This is a genomic window from Polaromonas sp. P1_A2 (assembly GCF_056406895.1).
In genome coordinates, this window is record NZ_JBFTZI010000007.1 from 109,506 (window position 1) to 127,814 (window position 18,309).

Genomic DNA, 18,309 nt, shown 5'->3' on the forward strand with positions numbered 1-18,309 from the left:
GCGCCTGTGCAGGCGCCGGAAAGGCAAGGCCGCGTCGGCGGCAGTGCTAAACCGGTCATTTTACGCGGCGACGGCGCGCGGGGGCCGCGTCGGGCGGTACGTACCAGGCAGGCCCGTCCTTGAAGGCCTGCGCCAGGAAATCCACCATCACGCGGACCTTGGCGCTCAAGTGGCGGCGGCTGGGGTAGACGGCCAGCACGTCGATGTCGGGCATGCGGTAACCCGGCAGCAAGGGCAGCAGGCGCCCTTCGCGCAGGTCGTCGCCGACCAGAAAGGCCGGCTGCCAGATGATGCCCTGCCCGGCCAGGGCCGCTTCACGGGCCGTGTCGCCGTTGTTGGCATGCATGACGTACTGGACCTTGACCTTGTGCGGGCGCGCCTGCTCGTCGACGAAATGCCATTCATTGGCGGTGGCCGCATAGGTGTAGCCCAGGCAGCGGTGCGCCGCCAGGTCGGCCGGCACCCGGGGGCTGCCGTGCTGCTTGAGGTAGGCGGGCGCGGCGCAGACGATGTTGCAGGAGGTGGCCAGCTTGCGCGCCGCGTGGGTGGCGGGGCCGGCGCGCGAGATGCGGATGGCGAGGTCGTAGCCCTCTTCGACGATGTCGACCACGCGGTCGCTGAGCGCGATGTCGAGCTCCACGCCGGGATAACTTTGCATGAAGCGCGGCCACAGCGGCGCCAGCTGGCGTATGCCGAAGCTCACGGGCGCGTTGATGCGCAGGCGCCCGCGCGGCTGCAAGGTGGCCGACGAGGCCAGCGCTTCAGCGTCGGCGACCTCCTCGAGGATGGACTTGCTGCGCTCATACAGCGCCTCGCCGCTTTCGGTGAGCGAGAGCCTGCGCGAACTGCGGTTGAGCAGGCGGGTGCCCAGGTGGGCTTCCAGCTCGTTGATGTAACGCGTGACGTTGGCCGGCGAAGTGTCCAGCGCATCGGCCGCGCGCGTGAAACTGCCGCGACCCACCACGGCGGCAAACACCTCAAAAGCTCGCAAACGGTCCATGGCGGCGTCTCCAGTGCTTGATATTCATAAAACCTGAATGATTAAAACACTTTTCAGGCCTTCTTCTTAGAGAACATGAATCGTACATTGGACCCATCGGCAAGCCAGAAGGCTCGCCGAACCAGAAACCCCTTCAACAAACGACTCAAGGAAACTGATATGACCACCGCACAAACCGCCTCCTTCACACCCCGTTTTGCCAACAAGACCGTGCTCGTCACGGGCGGCAACAGCGGCATCGGCCTGGCCACGGCGCTGCAATTCGCCGCACAAGGCGCCCGCGTCATCATCACCGGCCGCGACGAGGCCACGCTGAACCAAGCCAAAGCCCAACTGGGCGAAGGCGCCATTGCGCTGCGCAACGACGCAGGCGAAAGCGGCGCCGCCCAAGCGCTGGCCGGCGCGCTGCGCGCCCAGGGCATCACGCTGGACGCGGTCTTCATCAACGCGGGCGTCGCAAAATTCGCCCCGCTCGAAAGCGTGGACGAAGCGCTGTGGGACCAAACCTTCAACGTCAACGTGAAGGGCGCCTTCTTCGCGATCCAGGCGCTGTCGCCGCTGCTGAACACGGGCGCGGCCGTCATCCTGAACGGCTCCATCAACGCCCACATCGGCATGCCCAACTCCAGCGTCTATGCCGCCAGCAAGGCCGCGCTGATTTCGCTGGCCAAGACGCTGTCGGCCGAACTGGTGGGGCGCGGCATCCGCGTCAATGTGGTGAGCCCCGGCCCGGTGACGACGCCGCTTTACGGCAAGCTGGGCGTGCCCGCCGACCAGCTGGATGCATTGGCCGCCGGCATCCAGGCGCAAGTGCCGGTCAAGCGCTTCGGCACGCCCGATGAGGTGGCCAGCGCCGTGGTCTACCTGTCGTCGCCCGACGCTGCCTTCATCGTGGGTACCGAACTGATCGTCGACGGCGGCATGAGCCAGCTCTAAGCAGCCAGGCCCCACCGGCCCATGAAAAGAGGGCGATGCCGTTACCGGCATCGCCCTTTTGTCTTTCCGCCCCGGAAAGACTCAGTACTGCCAGAAGATGCGCTGCAGTTCCTTGCTGTCCACGTTCCTGGTCAGGGCCACGGCGGCCAGGATGCGGGCTTTTTGCGGGTTCAGGTCGTGCGCGACCACCCAGTCGTATTTGTCGTCGGGCTGCTCGGCGTTGCGCAGCACAAAACCTTCGGGCACACGCGAGGAGCGCACCACCTGTATGCCTTTGGCGCGCACTTCCTGCAGCGCGGGAACGATGCGGTCGGCCACCGAGCCGTTGCCGGTGCCGCCGTGGATCAGGGCCTTGATGCCGGTCCTGGCGACGGCGTCCAGGGCGGTGCGCGAGACGTTGCCGTAGCCGTAAACGATTTCCACTGGCGCCAGCGCATCGAAGTCGTCGATATTGAACTCAGACTGCGCGGTGTGGCGCTTGACGGGCGCGCGGAACCAGTAGTTGTTGCCTTCCACCACCATGCCCAGCGGGCCCCACTGGCTCTTGAAGGCCTCGGTCTTGATGTTGATGGTCTTGGTGACGTCGCGTCCGCTCTGGATTTCATCGTTCATGGTGACCAGCACGCCCTTGCCGGCCGCATCCTTGCTGGCGGCCACGCTCACGGCGTCAAACAGGTTGAGCGCGCCGTCGGCCGACAGCGCCGTGCCGGGACGCATGGAGCCCACCACCACGATGGGCTTGCTGGTGCGGATCACGAGGTTGAGGAAGTAGGCGGTTTCTTCCAGCGTGTCGGTGCCGTGGGTGACGACGATGCCGTCCACGTCGGACTGCTTGACCAGCGCCGAGATGCGCTTGCCCAGCTTCATGAGGTTGTCGTTGGTAAAGCTTTCCGAGGCGATCTGCGAGACCTGCTCGCCCTTGACGTTGGCGATGTTGGCCAGTTCGGGCAGGCCGGCCAGCAGCTTGTCGACCGGCACTTTCGCGGCGGCGTAGGTGGCGCTGTTCAGGGCCGAAGCGCCGGCGCCGGCAATCGTGCCGCCAGTGGCCAGGATCACGACATTGGGTTTGCCGGCGGTTTGCGCGAGCACGGAGGCTGGCGTGCCCAGCGCGGTGAAGGCGACGAGGCCGAGCCCGGCGCCCATTTTCAGGAGGGTGGAAGCGATTTGCATGAGATATCCCAGGAAGGTGAAATAGTTCTGCCGGGTCGCGGGCCCTGAAAGACAGCTGTGAAAAAGTGTCAATGCCTTGGCCTGCGTCCCGATGTCTCCTCCGGCACCAGGCCAAAGGTGGCTCATCGTAGCCAGCCCCTCGAAAAGTGGCGATGCATAATGTAACGAGGGGTATGAATAAAACTCACACCCCGGCGGCAAGCAACCCCTTTTTTGCCGCTTCGGCGCCCGGCACAACCATGAACCTCAGGCAACTTGAAGTCTTCCAGGCCGTCATGCAGACGGGCAATATGAGCGCGGCCGCGCGGCTGATCTGCATCACGCCCTCGGCCGTCAGCAAGACCATTTCACACACCGAGCTGCAGCTGGGCTACAAGCTGTTCACGCGCGGCAAGGGCTCGCTGGCGCCCACGCCGGAGGCGCGGGTGCTGTTTGAGGAGTCCACGCAAATCCACCAGAAGCTGGACGGACTCAAGCGCATGGCCGTCAACCTGCGGCAGGCGGCCGACGGCCAGGTGCGGCTGGCGGCCATCCCGTCCATCAGCCACGAATTTTTACCGCTGGTGCTGGAGCGGCACATGGCGCGGCACCCGCGCGTGCGCGTCGAGGTGCGCACCCTGCACCAGGACCAGATGGTGCAGGCCCTGCTGACGCGGGGCGTGGACTTCGCGCTGGGCTTTTATGAACACCCGCACCCGCTGCTGACCAGCACGACGCTGGTGAGCGGGCCGCTCTACCTGGCCGTCACGCGCGAGATCTGGCAGCGCGCGGTGCGGGCGCGCCGGCAGAACCCGATGTCCTTCCTGGCCGGCATGCCCTTGATACGGCTGGTGGGCGAGGACCCGATGTGCAGCTCGATCGACGAGCTGGCCCGCCACCTGGGCCTGAGCGCCCCGGCGGGCCTGCAGGTACAGACCTCGCGGCTGGCGCTGGAGCTGGTCAGGCGCGGCATGGGCTGGACAGTGGTGGACTTTCTCACGGCCAGCAACCTGGACCCGGCCTCTCTGACGGCGGTGCCGCTGCATGAGTTCGCCCACGCGCCGCTGCAGATGTACTTCGCCACCAGCACGCCGCCGGGCCAGGATGCGCTGCGCATGCTGGAAATGATCCCGGATTTACTGCACGGCGTGATGGCAGCAACGCACTGAGCACACCCAACTCACCGAAACACCCTCCGGGCCAGCAGGGGCCGCGGAACTGGCTTTGCCAGGCCGCAGGCGCCGCCCCTGGAAGGGGGAAGGCGCTACACGCAGTGAGCGTCCGACGGGGTAAACCTATCTAGCGACGGCGGAACAACAGGGCCAGCAGGGCCACGCCCAGGCCCAGGCCCCACAGCGGCCACAGGCCGTAGCGCGACACCCACTCAGCATAAGGCGTGATGCCGTTGCGGCCCTCGACCTCGCCGACCAGTGCGCCGCGCGTGTGGCGCTCCAGCGAATACGTGACCTTGCCGGTATGGTCGATGATGACGGTGGCGCCGGTGTTGGTGGCGCGGATCATGGGGCGGCTGAATTCGAGCGCGCGCATGCGCGAGATCTGCAGGTGCTGGTCTATCGCCACGGTATTGCCGAACCAGGCGATGTTGCTGACGTTGACAAAAATCGTGGGCGCCAGCGCCGGGTCGGCAAAACGCGCGCCCAGCTCTTCACCGAACAGGTCTTCGTAGCAGATGTTGGGCGCCAGCCGCTGGCCTTTCCATTCAAAAGAAGCCTGGCCGACCGCGCCGCGGTTGAAGTCGCCCAGCGGGATGCGCATCATGTCGATGAACCAGCGAAAGCCGGGCGGAACGAATTCGCCGAAAGGCACCAGGTGGTGTTTGTCAAAGCGGTAGAGCTCGGGCTGGCCGGGCTTGAAGCCGACCACCGAGTTGGCATAACCGGCCTGCGGGCTGCCCACGGGCATGCCGACCAGCGCCGCCTGCTGCCCGGTGGCAAAGCGCGACTGCAGCGCCCGCCAGTAGCCGTCGGGCAACTGCATGGGCAGCAGCGGAATGGCGGTCTCGGGCGCCACCACCAGCGGCGTCCTTGCGTCGCGCAGTTGCTGGCCGTACCACTGCAGCGCGGTGGCCACGCCGGTGCCGCTCTGGAATTTTTCATTCTGCGGGATGTTGCCCTGCAGCAGCGTGACCTGCAGCGGCTCGGCGGCCGCAGTGGAGCCCGCCGCGCCCGGCAAGGCGCTTTGCACCGGCAGGTAGGACAGGACAAAACCGGCCAGCACGATGGCGATGGCGGTCACCCACTGCATTTGGGAAGCGCGCAAGGCCATGGCCAGCCAGGCGGCGGCCAGCGCCGCCAGGAAGGTGATGCCGTGCACGCCCACCCAGGCGGCCAGCGGCCGGGCCCAGCCGTCCACATGGGCGTAGCCGCCCTCGCCCCACGGGAAACCGGTGAAAAATTCAACGCGGGCCAGCTCGGCCAGCAGCCACAGCGAGGCAAACACCAGGGCACGCGGCAGCTTGCGGCGCGGCGCCAGCCGCACAAAAAGCGCGCCCGCCGCGGCGTAGTACAGCGACAAAAAGGCCGCGAGCAGCACCACGGCCAGCACCGTCAGCGGCGCGGCCAGCCCGCCGTAGAAGTGCATGGAAATGAACAGCCACCAGAAAGTGCTGCACAGCATGGCCGTGCCAAAGGCGACGCCCAGCCAGGCGGCGCGCTTCATGGAGCGGCAGCTGTCGATCTGCGCGGCGAACAGGAACATCGCCAGCAGCTGCATGCCCCCCAGGGGCTGCCCCTGCACAAAGCCGAAATCAAAGGGCCAGGCCATGCTGGCGGCGTGCAGGCAGCCGGCGATCAGCACCATGACCAGCTGGAAGGGCGAGAAGCCCTTGCGCGGCGGCAGGTTGCGCGCATGCTCAAGCAAGGCGGGCAAGGTCGGCAGGTGGGACATCATGCTGTGGATCGAGTCCCGTGCCATATATTGCCCTCTTTACTTTATTGTGTGTGTCGTCAGACGCCGGCGGATACCGGCGATACCTTGAACCAGCGCACCGCGCCACCTTTGGTGTGCAGCACCGTGAATTGCAGGCCGGCCAGCGCGTAGTGTTCGCCGCGCTTGGGCACATGGCCCATCTCGTGCGCCACCAGCCCGCCTATGGTGTCGAAATCGGTTTCCGGCAGCGTCACGCCGAAAGCCTCGTTGACGCGCTCTATCGAGGTGTCGCCGCTGACCCGGTAGGTGTGGTCGGTCAGGCCGAAGATGTCGCCCTCGTCCTCGGCAATGTCGAATTCGTCCTCGATCTCGCCGACGATCTGCTCAAGCACGTCTTCAATCGTGATCAGGCCGGCCACGCGGCCGAACTCGTCGATCACGATGGCCAGGTGGTTGCGGTTGCCGCGGAACTCACGCAGCAGGTCGTTCAGGCCCTTGCTTTCGGGCACGAAGACGGCGGGGCGCAGCAAGGCCTTGATGTTGAGTTCGGGCGCGCGCTGCAGTTTCAGCAAATCCTTGGCCATCAGGATGCCGAGGATGTTTTCCTTTTCGCCTTCATAGACGGGAAAGCGCGAATGGGCGGTGTCTATGACCAGGTGCAGCAACTCGTCGAAAGGCGCGTCGATGTTGATCACATCCATGCGCGGCGCCGCCACCATGACGTCGCCGGCCGTCATGTCGGCCATGCGGATCACGCCCTCGAGCATTTCACGGCTCTGGGCGCCAATAACGTCATTGTCCTGGGCCTCCACCAGGGTTTCGATCAACTCGTCTTTCGAGTCGGGACCGGGGTGGAGCATTTCAGCGAGCTTTTGCAGAAAGCCTCGCTTGTCTTCTGGCCTGGAAGACCGACTGGGGGGAACGTCGGACACGTGATGGCGGTCGGTAGTTGTGAAGGGGGTAAGGATAGCTGAAATCTTTGATGGTGAGGGTGGGGCGGCAGGGTTTACAGGAAATTTCTCCTGCCAACCTTTTGTGACTGGGGCTGTGGTGCTACTTGTTTGATAGCAATTGAGTATCGGGTTGGGGTTGGACGAAATCTTTGGTTGTAGTGGTTGAGCCGGGTCTTACGCCGGCGGCGCGCGCTTTTCTTAGTTCAGCGAGCCGGGTCTCGCCCCGGCGGGCGAGGCACTTTTCTTTGCTTCGCCAAAGAAAAGTGCCCAAAAGAAAGGCGACCCGCAGTCTGGGTCCCTTCGCTGCGCTACGGGCAACCTGCGGTGCTCGACTACGGCGGGGTCTCGCGCAAACTCGCCTTCGGCTCAAACAAGCGCGATCCCTGATCCGCCTACGTCTGCGCTCCTCGGCCCAGCCAGGACGGGGCAATCTGGAGCGGGGACAGAAAACCAAGAAGACAAATACCAACAAGGACACGCCATGGCGTGTCCTTGTTTCTTCAGGTATTCGGTATTGGTACTCCTGTCCCCACCCCCTTGTGTATGCGCCGAGGAGCGGAGGTCCAGACGGATCAGGGCTGGCGTTGTCTGAGCGAAGCGCAGCGTAGCGAGTTTAGCCAGACCCCGGCTGGACCGAGCACCGCAGGTTGCCCGTAGCGAAGCGGAGGGACGCAGACACCAGGGTCGCCTTTTCTTTTGCTTACTTTTCTTTTGGCGAAGCAAAAGAAAAGTGAGTTGCCGCCGGGCAACCCCCGGCCAACCGCCCTCAGCAGAGAGACAGCCCGACCAGCCAGGTCACCCAAACTACATGGGCATCCGGTCCCTACCGTCCCGGACCCCTTGCCGCACTTCCTGGATCACCCCCAGCAAGTCCCAGAACTGCTTGGCCTGGACCTTGAGGCGGTAATCGGTCTGGGCGATCTGCTCTTCGACCATTTCGGTCATGCGCGAATCCAGGTCGGCCGGGGGCAGCTTGAGGTAGGCCTCGCTTTCGGAGCCGTCGCGCACGATGGTGGCGCCGGCCTTGCGGGCGATGTTGAGCATGGCGGTGTTTTCGCTGAGCGCGTGGATGAACATCATGTCGACGCCGTCGTTGCGGGCGTGCATCACGGCGCGATCGAACAGGCGCGAACCGTAGCCCCGGCCGCGGGCCTGGGCCAGCACCGAGACGCCGAATTCAGCGCAGCTCTTGAGGTTGGGGTCGGTCGAATGCGCCAGGTGGGCCATGGCGATCAGCTGCAGCTTGCGGTTGTAGATGCCGAAGATCTCGTCGCGGTCGAAGTTCAGGCTGTCGACATAACGGCGCACCTGCTCGTCATTGGCTGCGTAGCCGAAGCGCAAATAACGGTCGTGTTCGCCCAGGGCCAGCAAATGGGTGGCGATGCGTTCCCCGTGGCTGGGGCCTATGGAACGGATGGGGACCATGACTGGCTGGACGTGCGGGGCGGCGGCAGGCTGCTGCTGGGGCGCGCGCGTCTCTGCTACAGGCGGGCGGAAGAACTCCTTGCTCGCGTTGTAGGATGCTTTTAAAAGTGTGCCGGGTGAAACCATGGCTTCAATATAAGGGTTTTCCCTAGAATTCCCAGCCTAGGGGCTTCTCAAAGGCCCTCAATAGGGAGGCCAGCCAAAACCAGGCACTTGGCCCGTCAATAGGACTCAATAAGCTATCAAAATCATAGTGAATCGGCTTTGGAGGGAAAAATGTTGCATCGCAACAACAAAATTCAGGCCCGCGTCCTGCCAAATCCAGCACACAGCCATTGGCTACCCGGTTGTTGACGCGGGGCTGACTCGCCCAGACCTCACAAAGGCACGGCTGTGGTTGCCTTGACCCGGTCCAGTACAAAGCTGGTTTTGCAGTCCTGCACGCTGGGGTGCTTGAGCAGGGTGTCCATGATGAAGCGGCTGTAGTGGGCCATGTCCTCGACCAGTACACGCAGCAGATAGTCCATTTCCCCTGTCAGCGCCGCGCATTCGGCCACCTCGGGCCAGGTCTGCACGCTGGCGCGGAACAGGTCCATGGGGTTGCGCTTGTGGCTTTCAGTGTGTTTTTCGAGCCGTACGTTGAGGTAAGCCGTCAGGCCCAGGCCCACGGCCTCGGGTTTGACCAGCGCCACATAGCGGTCTATGACGCCGCTCTCCTCGAGCCGCTTGACGCGCCTGAGCACCGCGCTGGGCGAGAGGCCCACCTGTTCGGCCAGCTGGTCGTAGGTGGCACGGCCGTCGTCCTGAAGTTTGCGCAGAATCTGGCGATCGAGCTTGTCGAGTGTTTCCATGTCACTTATTTTGCAGTTTTATTGCGTTCAAGGCAATTCAAACGCCCTATTTCGCAGTAAAACTGATGGGCGGCGCCGCTAAAGTCCCATGCATACCCCCAACATTCTGGAGACATGCATGAATGCACGCACCGACGCCGCCCTGAACTTTGAACAAGGCGCGGCATGGGACAACCCCATGGGCACGGACGGCTTCGAGTTCATCGAATACGCCGCCCCCGACCCGGCCGCCATGGCGGCGCTGTTTGTGCGCATGGGCTTCAAGCCGATCGCCAAACACCGCCACAAGAACGTGACGCTGTACCGCCAGGGCGGCATCAACTTCATCCTGAACGCCGAACCCGACTCCTTCGCGCAGCGCTTTGCGCGCCAGCACGGCCCCAGCGTCTGCGCCATCGCCTTTCGCGTGAAGGACGCCAAATTCGCCTATGAGCGCGCGATTTCGCTGGGCGCCTGGGGTTATGCCCACACGGCGGGCCCGGGCGAGCTCAACATTCCGGCCATCAAGGGAATCGGCGACTCCATCATTTATTTCATCGACAAGTGGCGCGGCAAGAATGGCGCGCAGCCCGGCGACATCGGCAACATCGGCTTTTACGACGTGGACTTCGAGCCCCTGCCCGGCGTCGAGGCCGATGCGCTGAACCCGGCGGGCCACGGCCTGACCTATATCGACCACCTGACGCACAACGTGCACCGCGGCCGCATGGACGAATGGGCCGGCTTCTACGAGCGGCTCTTCAACTTCCGCGAGATCCGCTACTTCGACATCGAAGGCCAGGTCACCGGCGTGAAAAGCAAAGCCATGACCAGCCCCTGCGGCAAGATCCGCATCCCGATCAACGAAGAAGGCAATGAGAAGGCCGGCCAGATCCAGGAGTACCTGGACCGCTACCAGGGCGAAGGCATTCAGCACATCGCCATGGGCAGCAACGACCTGTTCGCCACGGTGGATGCGCTGCGCGCCAGCGGCGTGAAGCTGCTGGACACCATAGACACTTACTACGAGCTGGTCGACAAGCGCATCCCGGGCCACGGCGAAAGCGTGGCGGACCTGAAAAAGCGCAAGATCCTGGTGGACGGCAAAAAAGGCGCGCTGCTGCTGCAGATCTTCAGCGAAAACCAGCTGGGGCCGATCTTCTTCGAGTTCATCCAGCGCAAGGGCGACGACGGCTTCGGCGAGGGCAATTTCAAGGCGCTGTTCGAGAGCATCGAACTGGACCAGATGCGCCGCGGGGTTCTGGCGGACGCAAAGGCAGCCTGAAAAGCGGGGGCACAATAAAGCTCCCATCGACCACCCCCTTACGGAGATTGCCATGTCCCTTCGCCTGAAACTGCAACGCCCTCTGGCCCTGCTCGGCCTCGCCTCGGCATCGCTGCTCGCCTGCGGCGCCGCTTCGGCCCAGACCGCGTCCAGCCTGGACGCCGTGCAAAAAGCCGGCGTGCTGCGCATCTGCACGCCGGGCGACTACAAGCCCTTCAGCTTCCAGAAGCCGGACGGCAGCTTCGAGGGCATAGACGTGGACCTGATGGCCTCGTTGACGGCCAGCCTGGGCGTGAAGCCGGAATGGGTCAAGACCAGCTGGTCCAACCTGATGCCCGACATGACGGCCGGCAAATGCGACTTGGCCGTGGGCGGCATTTCGGTGACCACCGAGCGGCAGAAGAAGGCTTTTTTCAGCGCCCCTTATATGGTCAACGGCAAGACGCCTATCGCGCGCTGCGCCGACGTGGCCAAGTACCAGACGGTGGCCGACATCGACAAGCCGACGACGCGCGTGATCTTCAACCCGGGCGGCAGCAACGAGCGTTTTGCCCGCGCCAACTTCAAGCAAGCGCAGATGCGGCTCAACCCCGAGAACCTGACGATTTTTGACGAAATTCTGGCCAACCGCGCCGACGTGTTCGTCACCGAATCGGCCGAGGCCATCACCCAGCAAAGGCTCAAGCCGGGCCTGTGCGCGATCAACCCCGACAAGCCGCTGCAGTACGGCGAAATGGCCTACCTGCTGCCGCGCGGCGACGTGCCCTTCAAGGCCTACGTCGACCAGTGGCTGCACCTGGCGCGCGCCAGCGGTGAATACCAACGTGTGGAGAGCCAATGGCTGAAGTAGCCGACAGCAAAAGCAATAGCACCCCGCCGCCGGCGGTGTACGGCCAGTCCGACCGGCCGCCGCGCGGCGACTATGCGCGCGGCGGCCAGGTCAACGCGGACTACACCTGCCCGCAAAATTACGCGGCCTATACCGCGCAGGACCACGACACCTACCGGCGCCTCTACACGCGCCAGTCGGCGCTGCTGGCCGGACGGGCCTGCAGCGCCTTTATCAAGGCCCTGCCCAGCCTGGGCGCGAGCGACGCGATCCCGCGCTTTGAAGACATCAACGCGCGCCTCTTCAAGGCCACCGGCTGGCAACTGGTGGGCGTGCCGGGGCTGATCCCTGAGGTGCCGTTTTTCACGCTGCTGGCGAACCGCAAATTCCCGGTGACGGACTGGATACGCACACCGGCCGAGTTTGACTACATCGTCGAGCCCGACATCTTCCACGACCTGTTCGGCCATGTGCCGCTGCTGTTCGACCCGAGCTATGCCGACCATATCCAGGCCTACGGCAAGGGCGCGCTGAAGGCGCATGCGCTGGAGCACGGCACCCATGGGACGCAGCCGATTCCCGGCGCGGTCGAGATGCTCTCGCGCCTGTACTGGTACACCATAGAGTTCGGCCTGATGCGCGACAAAAACGGCAGCCATGACGTCAGCGCCTATGGCGCCGGCATTTTGAGCAGCCCGGGCGAACTGGCCTGGAGCGTGGAGTCTCCCGAGCCCAAACGCATCCCGCTGCGCGACAAGGCCGAGCTGCTGCGCTGCATGTCGTCGACCTACAAGATCGACACCTTCCAGCAGCAATACTTCGTGATCGACAGCTTTGAGGCGCTGTTGCGCCTGACGGAGCCGGACTTCACGCCTTTCTACAAAGAGCTGGCCCGGACGCAGGCTGCGGCCTAAGCGGGGCTGGCCATCCAGTCGTTCAGTGCGTGCCGGGTCCGCTCGGCCAGTTCGCACACCCGCGCCACCTGCTGGCCCGCATCGGCCGGCCACTGGCCCTGCAGGCAGGACTGCTCGAGCACAAAACAGGCATCGCTGAGGGCCTCGGCGCCCACGTTGGACGCTGCGCCCTTGAGGGCGTGCGCGGCGCGCGAGAGTTCGGCGCTGTCCGATGCCTCCAGCGCCGCGCGTATGTCGTCGATGCGGTTCGGCGCGTCGCTGGCGAACAAGGCAATCACCTCGCGCGTCATGCTGCGCTCCTCGTCGTCGAATTCCTTGAACTGCTCCAGCCGGCTCCAGTCCATCAGGACCACTGAGGGCGCCCCGGCTTGCGGCGACGTGCCCTGGGCCGGCATGGCTTCGGCCGCCATGATTCTCGCGGCGCCGGCATCCTCGGGCTTGCGGGCGTAGCGGGCCAGCGCCTCCGACAGCTCGTCGATGCGCAGCGGCTTGGGCAGGAAGCCCACCATGCCGGCCGCCAGGCAGCGCTGGCGGTCCTCTTCGAGCACCGAAGCCGTCAGCGCGATGATGGGCGGCGCGGCCGCGCCGTGGGTCGCGATGATCTCGCGCGAGGCGGCAAAACCATCCATCACGGGCATGTTGGCGTCCATCAGGACGGCGGCATAGGGCCGCGGGCCGTCGCGGCTGCTCACGCCGCCTTCGGGGCGCAGCGAAGCGGCCACACGGTCCGCTGCCTCGCGCCCGTTGAGGGCGGTGGCGGCCTCGTAGCCCAGTTTGGCCAGCATGGCCAGGGCCACCTTGAGGTTCACGGCGTTGTCGTCGGCCACCAGGATGAACTGGTTGCGCAGCTCGGGCTTGCCGGCTTCGGCCACGGCCTTGGCCGCTTCCTGCGCCGAGGTGACGCGGGCGATGGCTTCGAACAGCTGGGACTGCCGGTACGGCTTGAGCAGGCGCGCGTCGAACACCCTGGCCTGCTCGCCGGTGGGCATGGTGCCCGAGGTCAGCAGCACGATGCGGGTGCCCGGGTGACGCTCGCGCAGGGTCTGCGCAAAGGTCTGGCCGTCCATCTCGGGCATGTGCATGTCGGTCACCACCACGTCCACGGGCGGCTGGCTTCGCAGCCAGTCCAGCGCTTCGCTGGCGCGCTCGAACAGGGCTGGCTCCATGCCCCAGCGCCTGAGCTGCTTGTCGAGGATGCGCAGGTTGACCGGGGTGTCGTCCACCACCAGCACCCGCTTGCCGGCCAGGCTGACCATGTGCAGCGAGGACAGCTGGGCGATCTCCGGCGCATCGGCATAACCCAGCCGCGCGGTGAACCAGAAGGTGGAGCCCTGGCCGGGTGCGGACTCCAGCCCGACGCCGCCGCCCATCAGGCCGGCCAGTCGTTTGCAGATGGCCAGGCCCAGGCCGGTGCCGCCGTACTTGCGGGTGGTGCTGGTATCGACCTGGGTGAAGGACTGGAACAGCGCGGACTGCCGGTCCAGCGGAATGCCTATGCCGGAATCCTTGACGCGGAATTCGATCAGCCCGCCGCGCTCGGGGGTAGCGTCCTCCAGCACGTGGGCCGAGACGATGACCTGGCCGCGCTCGGTGAACTTGACGGCGTTGTTGACGAAATTCAGCAGCACCTGGCGCAGGCGCGTGACGTCGCCGCGCACCCAGGTGGGCAGCTCGTCGCCCATGTCGACCAGCAACTCCAGGCCTTTTTCGCGCGCGCGCGGCGCGCCTATGTCGCAGGCCTCCTCGATGGTGGCCAGCAGGTTCAGCGGTTCGTTTTCAAGGTCCAGCTTGCCGGACTCGATCTTGGAAAAGTCCAGGATGTCGTTGATCACGCCCAGCAGCTGGTCGCTGGAAACGCGCATGGTGTGCAAGTAGTCGCGCTGCTCGGGATCCAGCGGCGTGTCGGCCAGCAGGGTGGTCATGCCCACCACGCCGTTGAGCGGGGTGCGAATCTCGTGGCTCATGGTGGCCAGGAAAGCGGCCTTGGCGCGCGCCGCGGCGAGGGCCTCCTCGCGGGACGCCGCCAGCTCGGCGGTGCGGCTGGCGACCCGCGCCTCCAGCGTCTCGTTGGCGTCCTGCAGGGCGATGTTCTGCGCGTCGATGGCTGCGCGGTTGCGCAGGATTTCCTCGGCGCTGTCGTGCATGGCCTGCGACAGCTGCCGCACCTCGGTGATGCGGGCGTTTTGCTGCACCTGCGGCACCTCGGCGCGCGCCAGCTGGGCAGCGGCGACGCTCAAGCCCCGGAAGCGCCGGCTCAGGCGGTAGGCCAGCCAGGTCGCCAGCCCCGCGCCCAGCACCAGTGCGAAGGCCATCACGGCCAGGGTGTTGCGCAAGGCCGCCTGGCTGGCGGCGGCGAAATCGCTCTCGGGAGCAGCCACCACCAGGCTCCAGCGCAAGCCCAGGTTCTCTCCGAAAGGCTTGAGCACCACGATCAGGGTGTCGCCCTCCATGGGCACGCGATGCAGAAAGGCCACGCGCTGCACGCTGTCGGGCAGCGTCCTGCCCAGGCTGGAGGCCACTTCGTTGTAGGCGCTGCGAACGATGGCATTGCGGCTGTCCATCGGTCGCCTGCGCTCAAGCTTGCCCTGCGCCGCGGAGAACAGCGGGTCTATGGTGGAGTTGGCGACCAACAAGCCGTTCTCGTCGAGCAGGAACGCCGTACCGTGGGCACTGAAGACCATGGTCTGCAGCAGTTCCTTGAGGCGCGCCAGGTGCAGGTCGACAGCGAAGACGCCCAGCGAGCCGCCGTCCGCGCCGTAAACAGGCTGCGACAGGGTGATCAGCAGCTGGTTGTGGGCTTCCGAAGGCGCCACGGCGGTAAAGCTGCGGCCCTTGTTCTCCATTGCTCCCTGGTACCACGCGCGGGTGCGGGGCTCATGGTTCGCGGCCTCGGTGCTGGTTTTTTGCCGGCGGTCGCCGGCATATTCGGCGGAAAAGAAGGTGCGGCCCTGGCCGCCTTCCTTGCGCACCGCCACCTGCGTGGCGTGACCGCCGCCCGAGGCGAGCGCCTCGACGCCCAGGTATTCACCGCGATGGGTAGCCAGGACCATGTGGGGCACCTGGGGCGTCATGCGGGTCATGGCAAACGCGGTCTGCTCGAACAGGTTGGGGTTCTGGATCAGCTGGCGGGCGCGCGCCACACCGGCCTCGCCGGGCTGGTCCTGGACCAGGCCGTTGAGCACGACGTGGGCCTGCGCCAGGTGCTCCTGGGTGCTGATCTGCGCCCGCTGCGCCACGCCGTCCACGGTTTTTTCGGCCAGTGTCTGCACGCTTTGCAGGTTGCTGCGGTACAAGAACCAGCCCACGGTGGCGGCCGGCACCAGCGAAAACAGCAGCAAGCTGGTGACCAGCACCGCGCGCAGCGACCAGCTGCGCCCGCGCAGGCTGCCTGCCGCGGCCGCCATCTGGCGCGCGCTCATGCCAGCCCCACGATTTCCACGGTATCCAGCGGCTTGGCGCGTCCCGCGATCTGCACCAGCGCGCGGCGGCCGGTGCGCACCGCGCCGGTCACCAGCCGCGTGGCCTGCACGCTGGCGGCGATGGTCCAGTCCAGCGAGGGCTGGCCCTGGAACAGCCTGAGCGCGGCGGCTACCGTGTCGCCTATGGGCGTGGTCTGGCCGGATCGGCCTATCAGCCCGTCCAGGCGCGCAAAAGCGACGGGGCCGGTGTGCAGGGCCACGCCCAGGGCGAAGTTCGGCAGGCCCCGCTCCGGAAAGCGCTGGCGCACATAGGTGTCTATGCGCTTGGTGGCATCGGCCAGCCCCAGGGCCGCGCGAATCGCGCGCAGGCCGTGGTTGACCGACTGGGTGTCGGCGGCGTCGACAAACACGCACAACATGCCGTCGCCGACAAACTGCATGTAGTGCGCGCCGAACAGGTAGACGGTGTCGCCGACGCTGCTGTAGAGCCGCTTGACGACGTCGCTGAGTTCCGGGCCGGACAGGCACTGCGTCCACAGGCCGTAGTCGCGCATGTCGGCGAACAGCACCGTCGCGCTGGCGAATTTGTCGTTGTCCTGCACCGCGCCGGTTTCGGGCCACTGCTGGCTCAACGACTGCGCCATGCGCATCTCGTAAAGGTCGCTGATCTTCTGGCCTTGCTCCACCAGCGCCAGCTGGACGGCCTTGTCCACCACCTGGGCGCGCATGGCCTCCGCCCGGGTGAGCTTGTTGAGCTGCGCGTTGACCGCTTCGCGCAGCTCTTGCGGGGCAAAGGGCTTGGTCAGGTAGTCGTCGGCGCCGGTGGTCATGCCCTGGCGCATGTGGGTGCGGTCCTGCAGCGAGGTCAGCAAAATGACGGCGGTGGTGGCCAGTGCGTCGTCGTTGCGCACCCTGTCGAGCACCTCGAAGCCGTCCAGCTGGGGCATCTGGATGTCGCTGACCACCACGTCCGGCCTGAATTCGCGGATCAGCTCCAGGCCCTTGGCGCCGTCGTCGGCCTCCATGACCTCATGGCCTTCCTTCTTGAGCACCTGGGTGACCAGCATGCGCGTGCCTGCGTCATCATCAATCACCACGATCAAGGGCATATACCGGACTCTCGCTGTTGTGTTCTGGGGGGTTCAGGAAGCTAGGGCCCTTATTTTGTCGGCAATGTCCGGAAAAAGCGCGGTGCAAGGGCACTCTTCGAAGCGGTTTTTTTTCACAAGCGCGAGATCGGGTCTAATTCTTTGCCTACCGGGTAATCCCTCCTACAAAAAGAGGGCGTAATAGTTTGTTACTTCGCTTACGATATCCTTCCAAATGAGGAGTTTTTCCCTTATCCACGAAATGACCGGTTTTCGGGGGAAACAAGGCTCCTGACAAGAGGCGCTCAACGCCCGTAGCAGAGTTACAAAAACACCGCGGTCATTCCATCAATCGAAACAGCAGGAGAAATCTATGGGTTATTTCATGAAAGAACACGACATCTACATCGGAACGATGCTGGATGAATTGAACCTGCGCTTTGCGCCCTCGCAGGGCAAAGAGTCGCATTTCGGCGGCATCCTGGAAATGGTCGCCCTGCAAAAGGAGTTCAAGCTCTTCAAGAAGGGCCGTTCGTTCAAGATGAGCTGCGCCGCGCTCAACCTGGGTGCGCGCAACAACGAGGTCAAAAACCTCTGGCAGAACCTGCTGGGCAACCTGTACCGCCATGGTTCCAACAAAAAGGGCCTGGATGGCGACGCCGCCATCGTGGACGCGCTCATCAAGAACCTGGCTTCCAAAACACCGCTGCCGGTTTTTTTCACCTCCCACGACATGCGCGGCGACAAGTCGAACACGGAAGTGAAGATCATCGACAAGAGCCAGCCCATCCACTACCTGGAACAGGACTACCTGACGATCTCCATCCCCATGCAGCCGATTTCGGCGGCCAAGAAACCTGCCGACAAGCCGGCGGCCAAGCCAGCGGCCAAGAAACGCGCCAAGAAATAAGCCGTCTGGCCGATTGCCGCGATGACCGGGCACCTGTCCGCTGAACCCGCCTTGGCGGCTTTGCATTCGGCGATTGGCCAGTACTACACGCAAAAGGTCGAAACTTACGGCCCGACCCCCTTGGGGGTGGACTGGCCGTGCCGGCCGACTCAGGAGTTGCGCTTCGTGCAACTCCTGCGTTTGTGCGACTTTTCAGCGCCCTTCTCCCTGACCGACGTCGGCTGCGGCTACGGCGCTCTGCTGGCATTTCTGGCCAGGCGGCACCGGCGAAAGGAGATCAGCTATCTGGGCGTGGATTTATCCGAGGCCATGATTGCGCAGGCACGGCGGTTGTGGCGCAAGCGCGGCAACGCGGAATTTGCCGTCGCCAGCAAGAGCCCCCGCGTAGCGGATTACTCGATTGCCAGCGGCATCTTTAATGTGAAGCTGGACCAGTCTGACGCACTCTGGACCGAGTTCGTTGCGCAAACACTGACCGCGCTGCGGCTTACCAGCCGCCGCGGCTTTGCCGTCAACTTTCTCGCGCCACTGACTCACGACGCAGACCCGAAGCCCGAGCTCTACAGGGCCCCGTCGTCCGTCTGGCGCGACCACTGCGCGCGGGAGTTCGGCGCCGGAGTGGAGGTGCTGGACAACTACGGCATGCGCGAGTACACCCTGCTGGTGCGGTTACCCTGAGCTA

Annotated in this window: 15 protein-coding genes; 7 read left to right on the forward strand and 8 right to left on the reverse strand. The window is 64.9% G+C overall.

Features of this window, described 5'->3' with window-relative positions:
* Nucleotides 1–55 precede the first annotated feature (55 nt).
* Nucleotides 56–1,000, reverse strand: coding sequence for a LysR family transcriptional regulator (locus tag AC1D09_RS22205; RefSeq protein WP_477662472.1), 945 nt, complete (start codon nucleotides 998–1,000; stop codon nucleotides 56–58).
* 159 nt (nucleotides 1,001–1,159) lie between these two features.
* Here AC1D09_RS22205 and AC1D09_RS22210 point away from each other — a divergent pair, with 159 nt between their 5' ends.
* Nucleotides 1,160–1,936, forward strand: coding sequence for an SDR family oxidoreductase (locus tag AC1D09_RS22210; RefSeq protein ID WP_477662473.1), 777 nt, complete (start codon nucleotides 1,160–1,162; stop codon nucleotides 1,934–1,936).
* 81 nt (nucleotides 1,937–2,017) lie between these two features.
* Here AC1D09_RS22210 and AC1D09_RS22215 read toward each other — a convergent pair whose 3' ends face one another.
* Nucleotides 2,018–3,106, reverse strand: coding sequence for an asparaginase (locus tag AC1D09_RS22215; protein WP_477662474.1), 1,089 nt, complete (start codon nucleotides 3,104–3,106; stop codon nucleotides 2,018–2,020).
* A 239-nt stretch (nucleotides 3,107–3,345) separates the two neighbouring features.
* Here AC1D09_RS22215 and AC1D09_RS22220 point away from each other — a divergent pair, with 239 nt between their 5' ends.
* Nucleotides 3,346–4,254: a LysR family transcriptional regulator gene (locus tag AC1D09_RS22220; RefSeq protein ID WP_477701235.1), complete on the forward strand. Its 909-nt coding sequence runs from the start codon at nucleotides 3,346–3,348 to the stop codon at nucleotides 4,252–4,254.
* Between the two features lie 130 nt (nucleotides 4,255–4,384).
* On the opposite strand, the gene lnt is transcribed toward AC1D09_RS22220, so the two are convergent.
* From lnt to AC1D09_RS22240, 4 genes are all read right to left on the reverse strand, one after another.
* Complete coding sequence (lnt, locus tag AC1D09_RS22225; protein ID WP_477662476.1) at nucleotides 4,385–6,019, reverse strand: apolipoprotein N-acyltransferase; 1,635 nt, start codon at nucleotides 6,017–6,019, stop codon at nucleotides 4,385–4,387.
* Nucleotides 6,020–6,051: 32 nt separating this feature from the next.
* Nucleotides 6,052–6,834 (reverse strand): HlyC/CorC family transporter, encoded by a 783-nt coding sequence (locus AC1D09_RS22230; protein ID WP_477662477.1) that lies wholly within the window; start codon nucleotides 6,832–6,834, stop codon nucleotides 6,052–6,054.
* A gap of 897 nt (nucleotides 6,835–7,731) precedes the next feature.
* Nucleotides 7,732–8,478, reverse strand: coding sequence for an N-acetyltransferase family protein (locus tag AC1D09_RS22235; protein ID WP_477664506.1), 747 nt, complete (start codon nucleotides 8,476–8,478; stop codon nucleotides 7,732–7,734).
* Between the two features lie 251 nt (nucleotides 8,479–8,729).
* Entirely contained in the window at nucleotides 8,730–9,203 is a 474-nt protein-coding gene (locus tag AC1D09_RS22240) for an Lrp/AsnC family transcriptional regulator (RefSeq protein WP_007867295.1), read from the reverse strand.
* A gap of 118 nt (nucleotides 9,204–9,321) precedes the next feature.
* Between AC1D09_RS22240 and hppD the strand changes: the two genes are divergently transcribed.
* Genes hppD through phhA form a run of 3 tightly spaced genes read left to right on the forward strand, consistent with a single transcriptional unit; the run spans nucleotide 9,322 to nucleotide 12,210 of the window.
* Nucleotides 9,322–10,467, forward strand: coding sequence for a 4-hydroxyphenylpyruvate dioxygenase (gene hppD, locus AC1D09_RS22245; RefSeq protein ID WP_477664507.1), 1,146 nt, complete (start codon nucleotides 9,322–9,324; stop codon nucleotides 10,465–10,467).
* A gap of 52 nt (nucleotides 10,468–10,519) precedes the next feature.
* Nucleotides 10,520–11,317: a transporter substrate-binding domain-containing protein gene (locus AC1D09_RS22250; RefSeq protein WP_074579891.1), complete on the forward strand. Its 798-nt coding sequence runs from the start codon at nucleotides 10,520–10,522 to the stop codon at nucleotides 11,315–11,317.
* Entirely contained in the window at nucleotides 11,305–12,210 is a 906-nt protein-coding gene (phhA, locus tag AC1D09_RS22255) for a phenylalanine 4-monooxygenase (protein ID WP_477664508.1), read from the forward strand. Before AC1D09_RS22250 ends, phhA begins: the two co-directional genes overlap by 13 nt.
* Here phhA and AC1D09_RS22260 read toward each other — a convergent pair.
* On the reverse strand, nucleotides 12,207–15,629 hold the full coding sequence (locus AC1D09_RS22260; protein WP_477701236.1) for a response regulator: 3,423 nt from the start codon (nucleotides 15,627–15,629) through the stop codon (nucleotides 12,207–12,209). The genes phhA and AC1D09_RS22260 overlap by 4 nt on opposite strands.
* Nucleotides 15,626–16,738, reverse strand: coding sequence for a response regulator (locus AC1D09_RS22265; protein WP_477664510.1), 1,113 nt, complete (start codon nucleotides 16,736–16,738; stop codon nucleotides 15,626–15,628). The genes AC1D09_RS22260 and AC1D09_RS22265 overlap by 4 nt, the downstream gene beginning before the upstream one ends.
* 352 nt (nucleotides 16,739–17,090) lie before the next feature.
* Here AC1D09_RS22265 and AC1D09_RS22270 point away from each other — a divergent pair, with 352 nt between their 5' ends.
* Nucleotides 17,091–17,627 carry a hypothetical protein gene (locus tag AC1D09_RS22270; protein WP_477701237.1) on the forward strand — a complete coding sequence of 179 codons (537 nt, stop codon included), beginning with the start codon at nucleotides 17,091–17,093 and terminating at the stop codon, nucleotides 17,625–17,627.
* Between the two features lie 21 nt (nucleotides 17,628–17,648).
* Nucleotides 17,649–18,305: a class I SAM-dependent methyltransferase gene (locus AC1D09_RS22275; protein ID WP_477664512.1), complete on the forward strand. Its 657-nt coding sequence runs from the start codon at nucleotides 17,649–17,651 to the stop codon at nucleotides 18,303–18,305.
* Nucleotides 18,306–18,309: the final 4 nt, after the last annotated feature.